Genomic DNA, 18,546 nt, shown 5'->3' on the forward strand with positions numbered 1-18,546 from the left:
TCGCCGAAGCTGAACATGGCTCCTTCGACGTTGACGCCCAGGTAGCAGGTGGTGCCGGCGCGCATCTCGGGGGTGTCCATGTTGCCGCCCCACCGCCCGGGCGTCAGGGAGGAACGCACCTCCTGCAGGGGGGGCGCGACACCCACGGTGCCGTGCATGGGGTCCATGGGCAGCGCCACGCCGAAGGAGGAGTCGCGCGCCCGGTAGTGCACCAGGCCCGCGTCGACGTCCAGCTCGTAGAACCAGACCCTCTCCTCCAGGGGTGCTTGCAGGGTCGCGGTGTCCGGGGTGGAGGTCAGCGCCCCGAAGTAGGGGATGGTGGCGCTGACGCCGTGCTTGGTGCGCGGGACGATGTCGAGGAAGTGCACCGCCAGCGTGTCGCCCACCTGGGCCCCCTCGATGAAGAAGGGACCGGTCTGCGGGTTCAGGTAGCGCGGGTCCAGCACCTGCGAGGGCAGCTGGTCGGGCCGGGTCAGCGCGTTGGCGAAGGCGTCCAGCGTCGAGGTCGACAGGGCGACGGGCGGTGTCAGGGACCGCACGGCGTCCCTGCCGCCGAAGGTGTAGACCAGCGCGCTGGCCGGCAGGTCGGGGTCGTTCTCGTGCGAGATGGTCGACAGGGTGCTCACAGGAGTGCCGCCTTGTGCTGAGAGGCCGGTTTCGGTGTGTTCGCGGGAGTGTAGAACCGCCCGCGCTTCACCACGGTGAGGACGACGTGCACCACCGGTCCGGTCAGCACGGCGACGACGGGGCTCGCCTCGACGGTGCGCCTCTCCCCAGGCGGTCCAGGGTGCACCGCTCGCGCGTGCTGCGGTAGCGCGTGATCGCTGCGATCAGCGGGCGCGCGACCCCTCGGTCGCAGTCACCCGCCGCCGGGTGGGTTCGACCGGCTGCGCGCGGCCGGGCCGGTGCCCGCGGTCCAGGACGACAGCAGCCGCAGGTTGTCCGCGGACGCGCTGCCCGGCTCGGTCGAGTAGACGAACAGCGTCTGGTCCTCCTCCCCGCTCAGCGCCAGGGCCTCGAAGCGGATCGTCACCTCCCCCACCACGGGGTGGTGCACGCGCTTGGTGCCGTGGGTGCGTTCGTGCACGCGGCGGTCGGACCACCACCGGCCGAACTCCGGGCAGCCGATCGTCAACTCCCCGACGAGGGAGTTCAAGCGCGGGTCGCCGGGGTGGCGGCCGGCGTCCAGGCGCAGCGTGCCGACCGCCTCGGCCGCCAGCACCTCCCAGTCGGGGAACAGCGTCCGGGCGGCCGGGTCCAGCAGCAACCAGCGGACGTAGTTGCGCTGCCGGGTCGGCAACGCGTCCCAGTCGCTCAGCAGCGCGCGGGCCAGCGCGTTGGAGGCCAGCACGTCGGTGCGCCGCCCCAGCACGAACGCCGGGTGGTCGCCGAGGGAGTCCAGCAACTGGTGCACCGCCGGCCGGACCCGCTGCACCGCCGGACGCTCCGTCCTCGGCGCCGACGGCCCCGCCAGGTCGTGCAGGTGCGCGCGAGCCGCCGCGTCCAGGCCCAGGGCACGAGCCAGCGCCTCGACCACGGCGCGCGACGGGCTGGCGTGCCTGCCCTGCTCCAGCCGCGCGTAGTAGTCGACGCTCAGCCCGGCGAGCTGAGCGACCTCCTCGCGGCGCAGCCCCTGGACCCGTCGCCCCGCCGCCACCGGCAAGCCCGCGGCGTCCGGCGCGGCCGCCGCACGACGGCTGCGCAGGAAGTCACCCAGGTCGTTGCGGCGCTCGGCGCGGGAGGTCACCGCACCAGTGTGCCCGCGCGCGCCGGGAGCGCACGGGGCCAGAGGGGGCACGCCGTACCCAGGCAGGGGTGGGCCGGCTACCGGCCCTCCCGGGCACCGGGACGCACCCCAGGCTGGTGGGCGTCCCCGAACCCCCGTCTCGAAGGAGACCCCGTGTCCACCTGGTTCGTCACCGGAACCTCCCGCGGCCTGGGCCGTGAGCTCGTCACCCAGCTGCTGGCCCGCGGCGAGCACGTCGCCGCCACCACCCGTTCCACCCGGCGGCTGACCGCCGCCCTCGGCGGCGACGTCGACACCTCCGGGCTGCTGCCGCTGGAGCTCGACCTCACCGACGAAGCCGCCGTCGCGAGGGCGATCGAGCGCACCCGCGAGCGGTTCGGCACCGTGGACGTCGTGGTCAACAACGCCGGTTACGGCTTCCTCGGCGCCGTCGAGGAGACCTCCGACGCGCAGGTGCGGGCGATGCTGGACGTGCAGGTCGTCGGGGTCTGGAACGTCCTGCGGGCCGCCCTGCCGATCCTGCGCGCCCAGCGAGCCGGTCACGTCGTCAACATCTCCTCCGTCCTCGGGCTGACGTCCTTCCCCGGCTGGGGGCTGTACTGCGCGGGCAAGTTCGCCCTGGAGGGCCTGACCGAGTCCCTCGCCGCGGAGGTCGCCGACCTGGGCATCCAGGTCAGCCTCGTCGAGCCGGGCTACTTCCGCACCGACTTCCTGACCCCGCACTCCCTGGTGCTGCCCGAGAGGACCACCGATGCGTACCCGGCGCTGCGCGAGATGACGCAGGCGCACCTGCAGATGCCCGGCACCCAGCTCGGTGACCCGGCCAGGGCCGCCGCCGCCCTGATCGACCTCGCGGTGGGCGGCAACGGCGGACGGCTGCGGCACCTGCTGGGCTCGGACGCTCACGCCATCGCCGTCTCGGCCCTCCGGACGCGCCGCGCGGAAGTGGAGGCCGGCGAGGAGGTCGCCCGATCCACCGACGTCGCCGCCGCCTGAGCGTGGGGGGTGGGTCGGGCGAGCGCCTGGCCCACCCACCTGCCCGCGACCAGCACCCACCCCGTCAGCTGGGCTCTCGGGCCCTGACGCGGGCGGGCTTCGGCGCCGTCGCTCGAGAGCTCGGTGAGCGCCCTCGACGGCTCCCCGGCTCCCGGTCACCCCCGCACGCGCTGGAGGCGTGTCGACGACGCCGCGGACGACCGCGGGTCAGGCCACCGATCCGCCGATCTTGCCCAGGATCTCGGGGATGCGCTCGGCGATGGCACGTTCCTCCGCGGTGAGGGCGGCCGCGGTGGCGGCGGCGATCGCGCTCGCGCGCTGCCGGCGCTCCTCGCCGAGCCGGTGGGCGCCCCGCTCCAGGAGGTTGACGCTGACGCGACGCCGGTCGCGCTCGTCGACCGACGTCGCGACGAGGCCCTGCTCGGCCAGCAGGGACACGGTGCGGGCCATGGACTGGTGGCGCACCCCTTCGAGCTCGGCCAGGGCGGTGATGGACAGGTCCCCGGCGCGGGCCAGGTGACCGAGGACCGCCGCCTGCCCGACGGGCATGGTGTCCCGGCTGCGGACCCGGCGGACGAAGGCACCCACCGCGGTGCGCAGCGCTTCGGCGTGCACGAGCTCCGGCGGCAGGTCCGTCCCGCTGCCCGCACCGGGCTGTGCGGCGTCCGTCGACGGGCGTGCGCGGCTGGTCACCGGTCGATAGTACAGCAGTGCTGTACGTTGGATTCATCCAGCAAGCCTGTACAAATCAGGAGGCCCCGCCATGTCGCACGACCCCTACGCCCTCGCCTTCCCCGCCCCCGTGTTCTCGCTGAGCAGCCCCGACGTCGACGAGCGCGGGGAGCTGCCCCGCTCGGCCTACGCCGAGGAGGGGGACCGGTCCCCGGCCCTGGCCTGGACCGACCTGCCCGAGGGCACCCGCAGCGTGCTGGTCACCGCCTACGACGCCGATGCGCCCGTCCCCGGCGGGCTGTGGCACTGGGTCCTCACCGACGTGCCCGCCACCGCCGGGGGGCTGGCCGCCGGCGCAGGTTCCCCCGGCGGCGCCGTGCCCGGCGCGAGGGCGCTGCCCAACGACCTCGGCCGCGCGGGGTACTCGGGCGTCAACCCCCCGGCGGGCACCGGCGTCCACCGCCTCTTCATCGCCGCCACCGCCCTGGACGTCGACCACCTCGACCTCCCCGCCGACGCCAGCACCGCCCTGGTCCACGTCCTGGCCATCCCGCACACGCTGGGACGCGCCGTCCTCGTGGCCACCAGCGAGGCACCGTCCGCCTGAGCGCCCCGCACCGCTGGACGTGGCGCCTCGCCCCACCCGCCACGTCCAGCGGTCAGGCGATCCGATCGGCACGGTCCACCAGGCCTCAGCAGCACCTGCCGGTGCTCCCCCGCTGCGCGGGAGGCGCCCGCAGCCGTCTCCGGGCAGCGTCGGGGACCCGCACGACGACGCGGTGCTCGAATCCTTCCAGGGGCGGATGCAGACCGAACTGCTCGACCGTCGGCACCGGGACACCCGCACCGAGCTCGCCAGCGCGATGTTCGATGCGGGCAACTGCAGCGCAGGGCGGAAACATCGAAGGCTTCCACGACCGGCGGCGTCGACACCCCGCCTCCGGTCGGCGCAGTCCCGTGGAGCTCGAGGACCGCGCCCTTCAGCAGTCACCGGCTCCTCGGTCCGCTGGCCGGCGCGCCCTCGACCTCGGCGGATAAGGTCCTGCCCGTCACCGCCGAGGCCGCCGGCCAGCAACCAGAGCGCGCTGCCGGGGCGGAGTACTGGTAGGTGCGCTCCGAGGTCGACCACCCCGAGACCGAGCCGTTCGAGCGCGAGACGTGGCAGGGGCGCACCCGGGACGGCGTCCTGCGCGCGCGGCCAGCACGGCGGGGACCCTGGACGGTGGCACCGCTGGTCGCGCCGAGGTGCGCACCGAGAACCTCGAGGGACCGGCGGTGTTCGCCACCGGCGGCACGACCCGCTCCTGGCAGGACCTCGAAGCCCTGCCCACGGACTCCGACGAGCTGGCCGCCCTGATCCGGCGCGAGGTCGCCGGCCACGAAGCCGGCGAGGCGAACCGGCTGCGGGAGAGCGTGGCCGGTCTGCTGCGCGAGAGCCCGGCCTCCCCGGCGCTGCACGCCGAAGCAGGGCTGGTTCCGCGTCGTCCACGTCCTCGACCCGCAGACGGGAGCGCTGCTGGAGACCCGCGGCATCGCCGAGGACGGCGAGGTGCAGTTCCGCTCCACCGAGCTCGCGCAGGAACCCGCCACCACCGCGCCGAAGGCGCGGCCACCACCGCCAGCACCGCCGCGGCCGCGGCGCCCACCCCGACACCGGAGGCGACCAGTGCACCCAGCGGGTGCACCCGCGCGGCCGAGGTGTCCTGCACCCGCTGAGCCACGCCTCGAGCACGGCACCGCAAGGCACGTCGCCGTGGCAGGTGAGCCCGTCGGCCTGCGTACCCCCGCCACCTCGCAGGTGCTCGCCTCCACGAAGGTCTGGCCAGGCTGGTGGATGCGCACCTGCCGCCGGTGAGCGAGTAGCGCCCTCTCGGGCGCTACCGAGAACCGGTGTCGCTCGGGTGTTCTGGGCCCTCAGCCGGGCCCGCCCTCGTAGCGCGAGACGATCGGATCGGCGGGCAGACCGGTCACGACCTCGCCGTCGGCCAGGCGCAGCGTGAGCTCGGCGCTCTCGGAGCGGCCCGCGGGCCACCACGCGGCGAAGTAGCCGTTGCTCACCGTGGCGGTGACCACCCCCTCCCCGGTGGGGGTGACCTCCACGGCGCTGACCTGCTCACCCACGCGCCCGCTGAGCCAGCGGTAGGTCGCGCTCGCGCCACCTCCGGTGCGCTGGGTGCCGCCGGTCAGGACGACCACCCCGTCCGGTGCGGGCACCAGGCTCCACCCGGTGCGCAGGTCCACCTCCCCGGCCGAGGCCAGCACTCCCCCGCCCAGGCCGTCCCCGCTCAGGCACTCCGCCAGCCAGCCGCCCCCGGCGAGCAGGGTGTACGTGTAGGCCCCGCGCTGCTCGGCCAGCACGGTGTCCATCCGCTGGATCTGCGCGTCGCTGGGCAGCATCGGCGCCATCTCCGCGGGCTGGCCGAAGTGGTTGCGCCGGCACGCCTGCCCGGCGGCCTGCACGTCGCTCACCGCCAGCGCCGCGGGCACCGCCGTCCAGGAGGCGAAGGCCGCCGGCGGAGTGCTGCCGGGAAGACCGGGCAGCACCACCGCGGCGATGCCCAAGGCCACAGCGGTCGCACCGACGGCGATCCAGCGCCCCGCAGAGCGCACGCGCCACCTGTGCCTACCCTGCTGCGCTGAGCCCTGGTGTGCTGAGCCCTCGCGCACAGAGGCGGGGTGCGGGTGGGCGGTGGCCAAGGCCAGCAGCTGCTGGTGCGCCTGGTGCACCTGCTCGGCCGAAGGTTCCTCCGCGCCGGCAACAAGGTGCTGTCCGCCGTGCAGCGGATCGAGCTGCCCGAGGACCTCGTGCTGGGAGGCGTGGGTACGCCGGCTCATCGCAGCTCCTCCTGGGCGTCGCAGGTCACCGCTGCCCGCGCAGCGCGGTGCGGCGTTGGGTCAGCGGGTGGTGCGGCGGGTGGTGCAGCGGGTTGCACGACAGCCGGCCCCTTACCGGCAACGGTGCTGGTGCTGGTGCCGGCAGCGCTACCGGCGCTGCCGGTGAGCGCGGCCAAGCGCCGGCGGGCGCGGTGCACGCGCACGTGGGCGGCCGCCACGCTGCAGCCCAGCAGCACGGCCAGCTCGCTGGTGCTCAGCCCGTCCCACGACAGCGCCAGCAGGATCTCGCGGTCTGCCGCGCTCAGCTGCAGCAGCGCGGCCGCGGCGTCGGCCTGCTCCAGGCGCGCCTCGGCGTCCTGCCCCCGCTCGTGGCCCTGCTCCCACCCCTGCTCCTGCCCGCACCGGCCGGCGCGAGCGGCGAGGTGCTGCAGGTGCTGCACCAGGTGGTCCTGGCGCTTGCGGGTGCGCAACTGCTCAGCGATGACGTTGGCGGCCGTGCGGTACAGCCAGCCCGGCGCCCGCTGCCCCGAGCGCGGCCAGTGCTGCCAGGCGCGCAGGAAGACCTCGGAGGTGACCTCCTCGGCGTCCCCGGCGCCCACGCGCCGGGCGGCGAAGGCGTGGATGAGGTGGTGCTGGCGCGCGAAGAGCGCCGCGAAGGCCTGCGCGTCCTCCATCAGGTGCCCGCCCCGTCCGTCAGCTCGACTCTCACACCCGTTCATGAGCGCAGAGCCCGCACTCTTACAGGCTCCGCCCTGACAAGCCTGGTGCTTCGACGAGCCGGGTGCCGCGGTTGCCTCGCCCCAGGCGGCAGCCGCACGCCAGCCGAGACGGGCACGAGCAGCCCGGACACCGCCACCGGAGGTCTCAGCGCCTGCGCTGCCACCACGCCTTCAGCCCCGTCAGCACCAGCGTGAAGACGCTGGCGCCGATGAGCAGCGGGCCCAGGTTGCTGCGCGGAGTACCACGGATGCCGACGGTGTGGTCATCCCCCCAGACGATCGAGAAGAAGACGTCGGCCACCACCAGCGCGACGCAGCCGATGAGCAGCTCACGTACATCGTCAGGCTCACGCGCGGGACCCCTCGCCACGGGCGGATGCTGGCACGGGCAACGGGTGACCACCTCACGCGACAAGCCCGCGGACCTCGATGCCGACACCGGCGTGAGGCCACTCCCCTACTGCCTCGCAGACGTGATCATCGTCTTGGAAACGGTCGCTCCTGCGATGACCCCACCGAGCGGTGGAGGCGCGCACACGCCGGCTCGGAGATGCGTCACGGCACTGTCGCGGACCTGCGCCAGCAGCCATGATCGAGCAGTGAGTGGGCCTCCGTACCGCGACTACCCGCCCGAGGACGAGCGGGCGCTGCCGCCGCAGACCGTGCAGCGCTTGAGGCGTGGGCAGCAGCAGGAGCAGGAGAAGGAGGAGGTGCCCCGCCACGGTTGCGGCGTGCTCCGGATCCGGCGCGGCGAGCCCGGGCAGTGGCACGCGTGGTGGCAGGACGAGGACCGCGACGCCTTCGCCGAGGGCGAGGAGGACCTCGTGCGGGCCTGGGTGTCCTCGTGCTCCGCGCCCGTCAGGTTGATCTACCTGCGCAGCCGGGACGAGCACGTGGCGTTGAGCGAGCAGGCGTGGGCGCAGGCGCGCGGCGAGCAGGACGACCCGCTGCGCAGGAGCACCTCCTGCATCAGCGGCGAGGAGCCGCGGGCAGGGCACGGCGCGCTGCGCGTGCAGGTCGCCGAGGAGGGCAGGTGGATCGGCATCTGGCAGGACGAGCACCGCCGGGCGAGCTTCGAAGCGGCACCGGCTCTGGTCAGCCGGTGGGCCCTGCAGCAGCCGGCCGCGGTCAAGACCTCCTGCCCATGATCAGAACCAGACCGTGACCAGCGAGCACGTCCGCGCACGACGCCGTCCGTGCGCATCCTGCGCCGTCCGCAGACGCCGGGCCGCCGGGCCGCCGGGCGAGCACACTGAGTCCGTGACGGTCCTGGCGGTGGTGCGCAGCTGGAACACCCACCGGGCCCGGGGCGTCCTGGACAGCCCCGAGACCCCCGGCGGCTGCTGGGCTCACCTGTCCACCATCGCCAGGCCCGGCCCTTGGGACGTCAACCGGCGTCAGATATCGAGGACTCCGTCGACGGCCTCCTCGAGGGGCAGCAGCTTGCGGGTGTCGAGGTCTTCCATGAGGTGGATCTGCGCGTGCTCCGGTCTGGCGATGGCACCGAGCTCGTCGAAGAGGGCCACGCTGCGACGCAGCCGCACCCCCGGGCAGGGCTCGAAGTCGAACGTGCACTCCAGCCGCGTCGCGGGCCACTGCCCCACCAGCCTCGCCCTGGTGGCGCTCATCCCGTCGGCCAGCGGTTCGACGGTCCCCGGCCCCCGCCAGTACCGCTCCAGCCGGCTCCAGTCCTCCAGGACCTGCTGGGTGTAGGAGTCAGCCTCGAGCGGGCGCGGGTGCAAGGGCCAGGACCCGGAGCTGATGTCGAGCTCGCCGCCGGAAAGCCACGTCTGCGCGCTGCGCGTCACGGCGTCCACCACCAGCACGCGAGACGGTTGCCGGTCGCTGGCGAGCACGATGGCGAGGCGCTCCCCGGCCGGTGCCGCCGCCAGGACGGTGCCTTCGCCCAGGTCGACGAGGCACCTCGGCGGATCGCCCGGGCGAGCCCGGCCGGAAACCTCGAACGCCGCCGCGACCGCCGTGCGTCGTGCGTTCGGGCCCTCGCGCTCGATCCTGCTCCAGCCCGCGCGCCACGTCCACCCACCGGCGCGCACCGCAGCGCCGCGCTCGGCACTGCTGTCCGGGTCGTAGGCGTAGCCGTGCCAGGCCCCGTCGCCCGCGAAGTCCAGCACGGAACCGGCTGGTGCCTCCTCCTGCCCGTCCGCCGCGCTCACCTGCTCGGGCAGGTCACCGACCCAGGGCAGTGCCACCCACCGGCTGGACCAGACAGCCTCGAAGGTGTCGGCGCCCAGCTCGCGCAACGACCAGAGTTCGACGTCGAGCTGCACCCACAGCGCGTCGGCGCCCGTGCGCAGCCCCCGGACCGGGCGGTCGGTGTGCACCCGCTGGGCCCGCCCGTCAGCATCCGCTCGCAGCACGCTCCCGGCCCCGCCCCATCCCACCGGTACGGCCCCGGCGCCGTGCACGACCTCCTGCGGAGGAGGTGCAGAGGTGCACCAGGCGCTGGAGCGCCCGGCTGCGGCCAGAGCCAGCCCGTGGGTCCACACCGCGGTGCGACCTCCGTCGACCGGCACCCGCAGCAGAGGCCCTGCGGCGGTGCCCTGGACCCACAGGGCCTGGTCGTCGACACGCGCGCTCATCGACTCCCCCGACGGCGGCGGCGGCAGCTCGCTCCAGGACACCAGCTGCCGCACAGCTCCCTCGGCGGGGTCGAGGACGGCGGCCGCCGGCTGGGTGTCGTCCAGCACCCAGATCCCCGCAGCCGTACTGAAGAGCCGTCCCGGTCGCAGAGCGCGCACCCACCTGATCATCCACGGCCGCGGCACACCGCGCGAGCACCTTCGAGACACGGACCGGTCGAAGGAGGACCCACGCGCATGACGCGTTGTGCGTGGTCGTCAGCCGCCGGCGACGTGGTGGTCTTGCCGAAGAGCGAACCAAGCACCGCTGCCGAACCCTCCGGTGCCGATGCAGCACACGGCACCTCAGCTCACGCCGCCTCCAGCGCACCAGTGCTCCAGTCCGAGCAGTTCAAGACCTGCGGCCCCTCGTCCGTGAGCAGGACCAGCACCCTGCCGCTGCCCATCGTCGCCACGTCGCGGAAGAGACCCCAGGGTCGTTGCTCCAGGACCTCCGCGTCCCGGGTGAGCCGCAGCAGCGAGGTCTGACCGTCCTCGGAGACCCGCACCAGGACCCACGTCGCGGTCACCGGGTCGTGGACGACGTGCCGGAAGTGGCCGGCCACCCTCGCGCGCTCGCGCCCGTCGAGATCCAGCAGGCGCAGTGGTCCGCCGATCCCGCTGACCGCCAGGTGCTCCCCGTCGCCGGCCGCGAGCCAGACCGGGTTCAGACCCGTCGCGATCCGAGGCCCCAGCGGATCCAGCGAACCACCCAGCGGGCGGCACCAGCCGGCACCCACCCCCAGCGAGAGGTCCGGAGTCAGTGCGATCACCTGCAGCACACCCCGCAGGGAACGCACCTCCTCCCCGGTGGCGGCTTCCAGCACCCGGGTGGGGCCCCGGTCGCAGCTGACGGCGACACGACCTCCCGCCAGGGCGGTCACGACCTGCACGTCGGTGCGGCTGCGCTCCTGCCACAGCCGCTCACCGCTCAGGTCGTAACCGCACACCCCGTGACGGGTGTACGCACCGGCGACCACCACCGGCCGCTCACCAGGGACCAGCGCCACCCGGCGGCCGCCGAAGTCGTAGACCGTCTCGAACGTGGCGCAGCGCGCCGCGCGCTGCCGCGACCACACGTGCACGACCCGCTCGGACTCCGCCGTGACCAGCAGGTCCTCCTCCCACGGCGGCGCGGCGACCCCACGCAGGTCGATCACCGGCGAGCACCCTGCGCGAGCACGTCGAAGACCATGCTGGGGAGTCTGACCGACGGCTCCGACAGCAGCGTCCAGGCAGGGGTCCGATGCACCGCACCGCCCACCGGAGGTGGGCAGTGGGTGGGAGCCGCGATGGGCGCCGACGAGGATCGCGCCGCGACCGACGTCACGTGCATCCTGCGGCCCGGGCGCTCCTCAGGGGTGAGGCAGGTCGGTGGGCTCCAGCGTCACGGCCACCTCGCCGGCGTGGAAGGTCACCTCCAGCTCCCCGACCGAGAAGTCCAGCAGCGCCGTGCCGTCGCCGGCCGGGGTGAACGACCAGCCGAAGGTGTCCCGACGAGTGCGCGCATCCAGCTCCTCGTCCTGCACGGCCTTCAGTCCCCGCACGTTCCCGAAGAGCATCGTCACCAGCTGCGGCTGCGCCGGCCCCAGCGCCGGATCGTGGTGCCACCACTGCAGCCGCACCTGCTCCTCGGCCAGGTAGGTGCACCCCAGGAAGCACGCCGAGGAGTGCAGGTCGATGGTCCAGCCCTGCACCTGAAGCTCCAGCTGCGGCCCGGCCGTCCACGGCGACACACCGTCGAACGAGAACGACTTGCCGGTGCCGACAGATGCTCGCTCGTGGTCACCGCTTCGGGTCCATCGCACGATTCACCATGGCACAGCAGGTAGCCGCACCGGGGGTGCGTCCGGACATGCCGCGTTGCGCGATCTCGGGTCGTGGTGCGTCGCGGGCGCGGGCCGCGTGCATCCACCCCCGAAGCACACAAGCGTGATCGCAACGCTGCTCCAGCCCCGAGTACCGCTGGAAAACCTGCCTTCGAGCAGGGCGAGCACCGGTGTGCGCGCGAGGGGTGTGGTCGAGCCGCAACCCGGCTACCGGCCCAAGAACGCCCGGCAGACCCAGAACGCCAGGGCCGCCAAGCCTCCCCACCCCAGCGCCCCGAAGGCCAGAGCGAAGCAGAGCACAGACCCCCGTGGAAGACCGCTGGCAGAGGTGTCCGCGTCCTGCAGCAACGCCGTCCCGACGGTCAGGAGCAGCACACCCAGCCCCAGGCCGACGAAGGACGCCGAACGCAGCGGAGCGATGCGCTCTTCCACCTCATCGACCTCATCGACCTCGCCGGTCCGATCGTCCGTCCACGAGTGCTGGCCACGGGCATCGCTCATGTCCTCATCGTGACGTCGAAGCAGGGCCTGCGGTGGGTGAACACCACGAACCGCGGATCCCTCCTCCACGCGGTCGTGCGTGTTCCACGCCTCGCGGGCACGCCGCGGGCACCTCGGGGACACCGCGCGAGCGCGTCGAGGACCCGGCCCGCCGATGCGTTCAGCAACCAGGACCGCTTCACGGCAGCCGCTGCTCGAGGGGCTGGCTGGTGGTGAGCAGGAGCTACAGGTCCCACAACTGCAGCGCGCGGACGCCGACCCCGCGCGGGCCGGTGCGGCGCAGCCGGCCGCGCACCAGCCGCAGCCGCAGCGCAGCAGTACCCGCCCCGTGCCGGAGCGGTGGGTGCCCACGCCCACCAGGGCGTCCAGGGCGCCGACCGCGGCCAGCCGCCGCAGCGTGGGCGCTTACGGGCGGACCCGCTGGCTCAGGTCGTGCAGGTCGGTGAAGGGCTGGGCGGCGGCGGCGCCGCACGAGGCACCTCGCAGCGCACCGCAGGCACATGGAGGCCACGCGCTGGCGACTACCCCCTGGTGGGGCGCTGGATGCCGTTGGGCCCGCCGGTCGAGGTGGGCGGATGGGCCAGCCTGGCTCTCGATGAGTCGTGCCCGACGTCACGGTCATGCCGAGAAGCGGATGTAGGCAGACGCGGACGGCGCCCGCTAAAAGTCCGCTCCTGCAGTCACCTCCACCGGAGCCTCAGCGCGTGCGCGTGAGGCGCTGGCAAGGGACCCGTCTCGCCTTCGAGCGCCTGCGCCCGCCGGCGTGCAGCCGCCGCCTGCAAACCGGCGACAGCGTCCTCCACCACCATGCACGCCTGCGGTGTGACACCAAGAACGCGCTGGGCCATCCTCCACCCTTGGGGCCGGACTCACGTGCTGTGATCCGGCGTCCGCTCCATCTGCTCACGGACGGCGGGCAGCATCATCCTCACCGCCGCATCAGTGACCTCCTCGACCTGCTCGGGAGGCAGCCGGCCGTTGATGGCCAGGGAGCTGATGCCCTCCAGGGCACCGGTCAGCACATACGGCAGGGGGCCCAGGTGACCGTGCGGCGCCTGCTCACCGAGCATGCGCGCGCCGAGGGCGAAGAACTGCACGGCGGCCGGGGACGGCGGGTGGTCAGCCCGCTCGGAACCGGGCCCGCGGGTGAACATCAACTCCATGAGCGCACCGTTGGTCACGGCGAAGCGGACGTGCGCATGCGCGTAGGCGCTCAGACGAGCGGGCAGATCCCCCGCTCGCTCGGCCGCTTGCAAGACCTCGACGAGCTCTTTGAAGCCCTCATCGGCGATGGCCTCCAGCAGCGCCTCCCGGCTCGAGAAGTGCCGTGCCGGGGCGGCGTAACTCACCCCGGTGCGCCGGGCCAGCTCGCGCATCGTCACCGCGGCCACACCCTGCTCGGCCAGCAGACGTCGGCCCTCCTCGAGCAGGGCTTGTCGCAGGGACCCGTGGTGGTAGGAGGTCGGCATCCCGGCATCGTAAGTCAATGTAGGTGTTGACAACAATGTGATTGGCATACACATTGAGGTCATGAGCTACGCGGGGACGAGCCCCACCGACGTCAGCGGCACGACCATCGTCATCACCGGAGCCACCAGCGGGATCGGGCGGGCCACGGCCACCGCCCTAGCCGCAGCAGGGGCACGCATCGTGTTGGCCGTGCGCAACACCGACAAGGGACGCGCCGTCGCCGCGACCTTGCCCCGCCCCGCCGATGGGGCAGGGCAGCACCGCGTGCAGGCCCTGAACCTGGCCGACCTGTCCTCCGTGGGCCGCTTCGCCACCCAGATGCAGGACTCCGGTGAGGTCGTCGACACTCTGATCAACAACGCTGGGGTCTCCTCCTCTCGCCTGACCCACACCGCCGACGGCTTCGAGGTGCAGGTCGGCACCAACCACCTGGGCCACTTCGCCCTGACCACGCTCCTGCTGCCGATCATCACCACCCGGGTGGTCACCCTCGCCTCTCAAGCCGAGCGGGCCAGCCGTCTGGACCTGGATGACCTGCAGTGGCAACGGCGCCCCTACAACGCCGCTCGCGCCTACGCCGACTCCAAGCTCGCCAACCTGCTCTTCACCGCCGAGCTGGACCGCCGGTTGGGCGCCGAGGGCTCAGCGGTACGGGCCCTGGCCGCCCACCCCGGCCTGGTCACCACCGCCATCTACGACGACCCCCACCGCACCCGCCGTGGGGTCTGGGACCGTCTGCTCCCCGTCTTCGGGCAAGACGCTGAGCACGGGGCGCTCCCGGTGCTGCTGGCGACCACCGGAGACCTGCCCGGCGACACGTTCACCGGGCCGCGCCACCTGGCCCACATGCGCGGCGGCGCGCAGGTCATCGGCCGCTCCGCTCGCGCGAAGAACCCTGAGCTCGCGCGAGCGCTCTGGCAGGCGTCGGAGCAGCTGACCGGCGTGGCCACCGAGCAGCCGACCACGGACGAGGGCGGGCCCACCGGCGGCCTGCAGGCGGAGCGGTGAGCCGCGCGAGCACCACCGCAGCCAGTTCCCGCGCCCGGCGCGGGGGGTCCGACCTCTGGCCGCGTCCTTCGCCGCGCACGGTCGTGGCCACCGTCCGCGCCTGGCACGGCCCACTGGCCTGGCGCGTGGCGGCCACGGCCGGCTGGGCGGTCGTCTGCACGCTCGGCCTGCTCCTGGACGGCCGCGTGCTGGAAGGCGCCCCGATCTGGGCGAAACCACTGAAGTTCGCCATCTCCTTCGGCCTCTACGGCCTCTACGGCCTCACGCTGGCCTGGACGCTGTCGCTGATCACCGGGTCCTGGCGACGTCGCGTCGGGTGGTGGGCCGGCACCACCGCCGCCACCACGGCGGTGCTGGAGATCATCGCCACCACCGTGCAGGTCGTGCGCGGCACCACCAGCCACTTCAACGTGGCCACCCCGCTGGACGCCACCCTGTACGCGGTCATGGGGATCGCCGTGGTCGTCCTGTACTGCGCGACCCTGCTCATCGGGGTGTTCCTGGCCCTGTTCACCAAGCTCCCCGACCGCTCACTGACCTGGGCGTTGCGCCTGGGCCTGCTCATCGCGGTGGCAGGCCTGTCGGTGGGCTTCCTCATGGTGCTGCCCACCGACCAGCAGCTGGCCGCCCCCGAGCAGACCGTCATCGGGTCGCACTCCGTCGATGGTGACGACGCCAGCGGCGGCCTGTTCTTCCTGGGGTGGAACACCCAGAACGGAGACTTCCGCCCGGCCCACTTCGTCGGCATCCACGCCCTGCAAGCACTGCCCTTGCTGGCGCTGGCCCTGCGCACCACCGCCGCCCCGCGCCTGAGCGAGGGAACTCGCCTGCGGATCGTGCTCCTGACAGCCGCCGCGTGGTCATCACTGACCGGGCTCGTGCTCTGGCAGGCACTGCGCGGCCAGTCGATCACCAACCCCGACGCCCTCACATGGGCCACGGCCGGCGCCCTGACGCTGGCGGCCGTCGTTTGCGGCACCGTGATCAGCCGCCGCGCCCACCAAGACCTCCGTCACCACCAGCTCGTGGCACCGCAAGCCCCCCATACGCCGAGGTGAGACCACGACACGCTCGAGCACTGACCACCACGACGAGACACACGGTCCACTTCGTCCCCGGTCATGGACCACCGGCGAGGCGCTTCTCGTCCTGACCGGTGACCGCCGGCTCGCACCTGTGAGCCGGCGGCCCCTACCTCGCAACGATGGCCGTCTGCACCGCCTTGACGGACCTCTGCGGCTTCCCCGTTCGCCACCAGTGGGCGCCGAGGAGGGCGGCGAACACCTGGACGGGGAGGACGGTGAGCCGTTCGGGGATGCCGATACCCAGGTGCAGACCGGGCTGCTGCACAGCCGGTAGGAGCAGAGCCACCCCGCTGAGCTGCACGACACCCAGGACAGCCCGTCGTACGACGGATCGAGCTCATCGCCGTGCGCGGTATGTCGTCGACGACGCGGTCACAGTCAGATCGAGGACGGTCGCTCAGCACGGCGAGCACCCACGTCGCGCCGAAGACTGTGAGTTTTCACCCGTCCTAGTGAACGGTCCTGACCGTGGACCAGGACGACCTTGCCAGCGCCAGGGCTGCCCGCGCCAGCAGACGGGTCTGCCCTAGCTCCGGTTGACTCTGACCTGACCCACTCCTCGGTTACCCACTGCGGTGTGAAGATCAAGCAGGGACGGATGCTTCATAGCGTAGTTCATGCTCAACGGCACTGACGTAGCTGATCCCGGAGTGGCGACGCTGACGGTTGTAGAGGATCTCGATGTAGTCGGAGATCGCGCTCGCCAGGTCAACGCGCGTTCGCCACTTCCCCCGGTTCAGCGGCTCGATCTGCATGCTGGACCAGAACGACTCCATCATCGCGTTGTCGTAGCCATCACCGATGGCGCCTAACGACGGCATCAACCCCGCGGCCCAGATCTCGTTGGTGAACACTCACGGCGTGAACTGAACTCTGTGATCGGCAGGCACGATGCCGCCCGCCGGTGGATTGCGCTTCTTGACGGCCATGTCCAGGGCGTTGACGACGAGGCTGGAGTCCTGGGCGGTATCCATGGACCAGCCCACGATCCGGCGGGAGAACGTGTCCATCACCGCGCAGCAGTACACCTTGCCCTCCCGGGTGGGATGCTCAATGGGGGCACCTCCCGCTTGCCGGGGAATGTCGCTGACCCGCAGCTCGTTCGGTGAGAGCCGGTGGGACTTGCGATGCACCAGGTCATCGGCGGTGGCGATGCCAGTGAGGCGTTTCACCTTCACCGGCCCGGGAAGCCCAGCGATGCTGGCCCGGCTCATCAGCACTGCGACGAGGCGCTCACTGACCTGAACGCCCATCGCCTGCGTGAGCTCAGCGTGGACGCGGCGGGAGCCGTAGGTCTGACGGGACGCGGTGTGCACTTCGCGGATCAGTCCCGCCAGCCATTGCCGGCGCATCGTCCGTGGCGCGATGGGGCGGTGCTCGTATCGGTAGTAGCCAGGGCTGCTGACACCCAGCAGGCGACAGCAGGTCTTGACGGGGTGCCCGGCGTCGACGAGGACGTCGATCACCGGCTGGATCCTTTTGGGTGCGGCCGGTCCTCCCCGAGCAGGTGAGACGCCTGCCGCAGGATCCCCACCTCAGCCTCGAGCTGGCGGATGCGCTTCTTCGCTGAGGTCAGCTCCGCGATCTCGGGGCTCCTCAGTCCATTGCGTTCACCGCGGTCGATATGGTCCTGGCGGGCCCACTTGTGCAACGCACCGGCGCTGATACCGAGCTCGACGGCCGCGGTCGTCACGGGCTTGCCGGCCCGGACCAGGGCCGGGCTCGGCACTCGACGGGGGACGGTCTGGGCATGATCAAAGCCTCTCAGGAGAAGCGTGATCTTCACAGGGGCTGAGGTGACCGAGAGGTGGGGCAGGTCAGGGGGTCAACTGAAGTCGGGGCAGACCCTGCCTTCTTCTGACAGAGAAGGCCGCATGCACCTCGTCGCATGACCTAGTGGTCAGCTCGGGAAGTTCTTGATCACCTGATCTACACATGTCGCTGCGACAGCGGTACCGAAGGACGCGGCACCGTCGGTGGCCGTGGGTACAGCACTTCCGACGATGCCGCGCACGGCGCAGACTATCGAGCGGCAACTGCACTACGTCGCCGCCCACCCCGGCGTGGCGCAGCGGCACGCTTTCCGCGCCCGAGTGGTGCTGGCAGCGCGCGGCGGGTCGCTGCGCGCGGTCGCTGCCGCCCACGGGACCACCCGCAACACCGTGCGCAAGTGGGTACAACGCGTCGCCACGGACGGGATCAGCGGTCTACTCGACTCACCCCGATCGGGACGGCCGCTTCTCTACCGCGATGAGACCGTTCGTGATCTGCTCACCCTGGCCACCTCCACCCGGCCAGGCCCGCACGCCTTGTAGACCCACCGCGCACTGCGCGATGCGCTGTGGAACCTGGACTGGGGCGTCACCTGCTCCTGGGTGACGACTCAGCTCAGCGCGCTGGGCGTGAAGGTCCACCGGGTCCGCGGCTGGATCCATCGCCGTCCCGATCCTGACTTCGACAGCAAAGTCGCTGCAGTGCAGCGCGCCGTCACCACTGCCCGGGTCAGTGGGCGGGTGGTATTGAGCCTGGATGAGAAGACCGCACATCCAGTTCGCACCCCGGTGCGGGCTGATAGCCGCGCCGACGACGGCACGATTCGCCGGGAGTTCGAGTACGTCCGCCGCGGCACGGTCTCCTGGTACGGAGTGCAGAACTGCGCCACCGGCGCGGTGGAGATGATCCGCGCCCGGTCTCGGATGAACTCGGCGGCGTTCATCGAGGTTCTGGAGCGCCTGCGCGATGCGAATGGCTGCGACTTCGTCTTGGTGATGGACAACGGATCAGCACACACCAGCAAGGCCACCACTGCCTGGCTGGCGGAGCATCCTGGCATCGAGGTGCTGTTCACCCCCAAGCACGCCTCGTGGGTGAACCCCATCGAGTCAGTGTTCGGGATCCTCGCTCGTCAGGTCCTCAAGCACGGCTGGTTCACCACCACGGATGAGTGCGACCGAGCCGTGCAAGCCTGGGCCCGTGAACGGAGCCAGACTCGGCGGCCCGTCCGCTTTACCTGGCAGGCGGCAGCATGATCAGGAACTTTCCGAG

General features: G+C 72.4%; 19 protein-coding genes and 1 pseudogene. 8 read left to right on the forward strand and 12 right to left on the reverse strand.

Annotated elements, in window-relative coordinates:
- Together ACRYR7_RS05635 and ACRYR7_RS05640 are read right to left on the reverse strand one after the other, a co-directional pair.
- Nucleotides 1–626 (reverse strand): acetamidase/formamidase family protein (locus ACRYR7_RS05635; protein WP_432571093.1); only part of this gene is annotated, 626 nt, incomplete at its 3' end.
- A 233-nt stretch (nt 627–859) separates the two neighbouring features.
- Nucleotides 860–1,747: a helix-turn-helix transcriptional regulator gene (locus ACRYR7_RS05640; RefSeq protein ID WP_432571094.1), complete on the reverse strand. Its 888-nt coding sequence runs from the start codon at nt 1,745–1,747 to the stop codon at nt 860–862.
- Nucleotides 1,748–1,900: 153 nt separating this feature from the next.
- On the opposite strand from ACRYR7_RS05640, the gene ACRYR7_RS05645 reads away from it, so the two are divergent.
- Entirely contained in the window at nt 1,901–2,743 is an 843-nt protein-coding gene (locus tag ACRYR7_RS05645; RefSeq protein ID WP_432571095.1) for an SDR family NAD(P)-dependent oxidoreductase, read from the forward strand.
- A 207-nt stretch (nt 2,744–2,950) separates the two neighbouring features.
- Here ACRYR7_RS05645 and ACRYR7_RS05650 read toward each other — a convergent pair whose 3' ends face one another.
- Nucleotides 2,951–3,436: a MarR family winged helix-turn-helix transcriptional regulator gene (locus tag ACRYR7_RS05650; RefSeq protein WP_432571096.1), complete on the reverse strand. Its 486-nt coding sequence runs from the start codon at nt 3,434–3,436 to the stop codon at nt 2,951–2,953.
- A gap of 70 nt (nt 3,437–3,506) precedes the next feature.
- Here ACRYR7_RS05650 and ACRYR7_RS05655 point away from each other — a divergent pair, with 70 nt between their 5' ends.
- Nucleotides 3,507–4,022, forward strand: coding sequence for a YbhB/YbcL family Raf kinase inhibitor-like protein (locus ACRYR7_RS05655; protein WP_432571097.1), 516 nt, complete (start codon nt 3,507–3,509; stop codon nt 4,020–4,022).
- A 638-nt stretch (nt 4,023–4,660) separates the two neighbouring features.
- Nucleotides 4,661–5,131 (forward strand): hypothetical protein, encoded by a 471-nt coding sequence (locus tag ACRYR7_RS05660; protein WP_432571098.1) that lies wholly within the window; start codon nt 4,661–4,663, stop codon nt 5,129–5,131.
- A gap of 198 nt (nt 5,132–5,329) precedes the next feature.
- On the opposite strand, the gene ACRYR7_RS05665 is transcribed toward ACRYR7_RS05660, so the two are convergent.
- The 3 genes from ACRYR7_RS05665 to ACRYR7_RS05675 all read right to left on the reverse strand — a co-directional run bounded on the left by ACRYR7_RS05665 (nt 5,330) and on the right by ACRYR7_RS05675 (nt 7,339).
- Nucleotides 5,330–6,250 carry a YbaN family protein gene (locus tag ACRYR7_RS05665; protein WP_432571099.1) on the reverse strand — a complete coding sequence of 307 codons (921 nt, stop codon included), beginning with the start codon at nt 6,248–6,250 and terminating at the stop codon, nt 5,330–5,332.
- Entirely contained in the window at nt 6,247–6,924 is a 678-nt protein-coding gene (locus tag ACRYR7_RS05670; protein WP_432571100.1) for an RNA polymerase sigma factor, read from the reverse strand. Before ACRYR7_RS05670 ends, ACRYR7_RS05665 begins: the two co-directional genes overlap by 4 nt.
- 190 nt (nt 6,925–7,114) lie before the next feature.
- Nucleotides 7,115–7,339 (reverse strand): hypothetical protein, encoded by a 225-nt coding sequence (locus tag ACRYR7_RS05675; protein WP_432571101.1) that lies wholly within the window; start codon nt 7,337–7,339, stop codon nt 7,115–7,117.
- A gap of 229 nt (nt 7,340–7,568) precedes the next feature.
- Here ACRYR7_RS05675 and ACRYR7_RS05680 point away from each other — a divergent pair, with 229 nt between their 5' ends.
- Complete coding sequence (locus tag ACRYR7_RS05680) at nt 7,569–8,117, forward strand: hypothetical protein (RefSeq protein WP_432571102.1); 549 nt, start codon at nt 7,569–7,571, stop codon at nt 8,115–8,117.
- Between the two features lie 249 nt (nt 8,118–8,366).
- Here the strand turns inward: ACRYR7_RS05680 and ACRYR7_RS05685 are convergent, their stop codons facing one another.
- The 5 genes from ACRYR7_RS05685 to ACRYR7_RS05705 form a co-directional block, all read right to left on the reverse strand.
- Entirely contained in the window at nt 8,367–9,677 is a 1,311-nt protein-coding gene (locus ACRYR7_RS05685; protein ID WP_432571103.1) for a hypothetical protein, read from the reverse strand.
- 242 nt (nt 9,678–9,919) lie between these two features.
- Nucleotides 9,920–10,768 carry a WD40 repeat domain-containing protein gene (locus ACRYR7_RS05690; protein WP_432571104.1) on the reverse strand — a complete coding sequence of 283 codons (849 nt, stop codon included), beginning with the start codon at nt 10,766–10,768 and terminating at the stop codon, nt 9,920–9,922.
- 195 nt (nt 10,769–10,963) lie between these two features.
- Nucleotides 10,964–11,416, reverse strand: a complete 453-nt coding sequence (locus ACRYR7_RS05695; RefSeq protein WP_432571105.1) for a hypothetical protein — start codon at nt 11,414–11,416, stop codon at nt 10,964–10,966.
- Between the two features lie 228 nt (nt 11,417–11,644).
- Nucleotides 11,645–11,938 carry a hypothetical protein gene (locus ACRYR7_RS05700; RefSeq protein ID WP_432571106.1) on the reverse strand — a complete coding sequence of 98 codons (294 nt, stop codon included), beginning with the start codon at nt 11,936–11,938 and terminating at the stop codon, nt 11,645–11,647.
- Nucleotides 11,939–12,807: 869 nt separating this feature from the next.
- Nucleotides 12,808–13,407, reverse strand: coding sequence for a TetR/AcrR family transcriptional regulator (locus ACRYR7_RS05705; RefSeq protein WP_432571107.1), 600 nt, complete (start codon nt 13,405–13,407; stop codon nt 12,808–12,810).
- 61 nt (nt 13,408–13,468) lie between these two features.
- Here ACRYR7_RS05705 and ACRYR7_RS05710 point away from each other — a divergent pair, with 61 nt between their 5' ends.
- Nucleotides 13,469–14,416, forward strand: coding sequence for an oxidoreductase (locus tag ACRYR7_RS05710; protein WP_432571108.1), 948 nt, complete (start codon nt 13,469–13,471; stop codon nt 14,414–14,416).
- Nucleotides 14,417–14,499: 83 nt separating this feature from the next.
- Nucleotides 14,500–15,474: a hypothetical protein gene (locus tag ACRYR7_RS05715; protein WP_432571109.1), complete on the forward strand. Its 975-nt coding sequence runs from the start codon at nt 14,500–14,502 to the stop codon at nt 15,472–15,474.
- 611 nt (nt 15,475–16,085) lie between these two features.
- On the opposite strand, the pseudogene ACRYR7_RS05720 reads toward ACRYR7_RS05715, so the two are convergent.
- Nucleotides 16,086–17,253: pseudogene (locus ACRYR7_RS05720) on the reverse strand (IS3 family transposase).
- 251 nt (nt 17,254–17,504) lie between these two features.
- Here ACRYR7_RS05720 and ACRYR7_RS05725 point away from each other — a divergent pair.
- Entirely contained in the window at nt 17,505–17,816 is a 312-nt protein-coding gene (locus ACRYR7_RS05725) for a helix-turn-helix domain-containing protein (RefSeq protein WP_432571144.1), read from the forward strand.
- 33 nt (nt 17,817–17,849) lie between these two features.
- Entirely contained in the window at nt 17,850–18,530 is a 681-nt protein-coding gene (locus ACRYR7_RS05730; protein WP_432571145.1) for an IS630 family transposase, read from the forward strand.
- Nucleotides 18,531–18,546 lie beyond the last annotated feature (16 nt).

The organism is Kineococcus gurbantunggutensis, from assembly GCF_050871925.1.
Classification (GTDB): Bacteria; Actinomycetota; Actinomycetes; order Actinomycetales; family Kineococcaceae; genus Kineococcus.

Coding starts and splice junctions, on each gene's coding strand:
- ACRYR7_RS05655 (WP_432571097.1), top strand. CDS start 3,507: ATGTCGCACGACCCCTACGCCCTCGCCTTCCCCGCCCCCGTGTTCTCG.
- ACRYR7_RS05700 (WP_432571106.1), bottom strand. CDS start 11,938: ATGAGCGATGCCCGTGGCCAGCACTCGTGGACGGACGATCGGACCGGC.
- ACRYR7_RS05670 (WP_432571100.1), bottom strand. CDS start 6,924: ATGGAGGACGCGCAGGCCTTCGCGGCGCTCTTCGCGCGCCAGCACCAC.
- ACRYR7_RS05665 (WP_432571099.1), bottom strand. CDS start 6,250: ATGAGCCGGCGTACCCACGCCTCCCAGCACGAGGTCCTCGGGCAGCTC.
- ACRYR7_RS05710 (WP_432571108.1), top strand. CDS start 13,469: ATGAGCTACGCGGGGACGAGCCCCACCGACGTCAGCGGCACGACCATC.
- ACRYR7_RS05725 (WP_432571144.1), top strand. CDS start 17,505: ATGCCGCGCACGGCGCAGACTATCGAGCGGCAACTGCACTACGTCGCC.
- ACRYR7_RS05705 (WP_432571107.1), bottom strand. CDS start 13,407: ATGCCGACCTCCTACCACCACGGGTCCCTGCGACAAGCCCTGCTCGAG.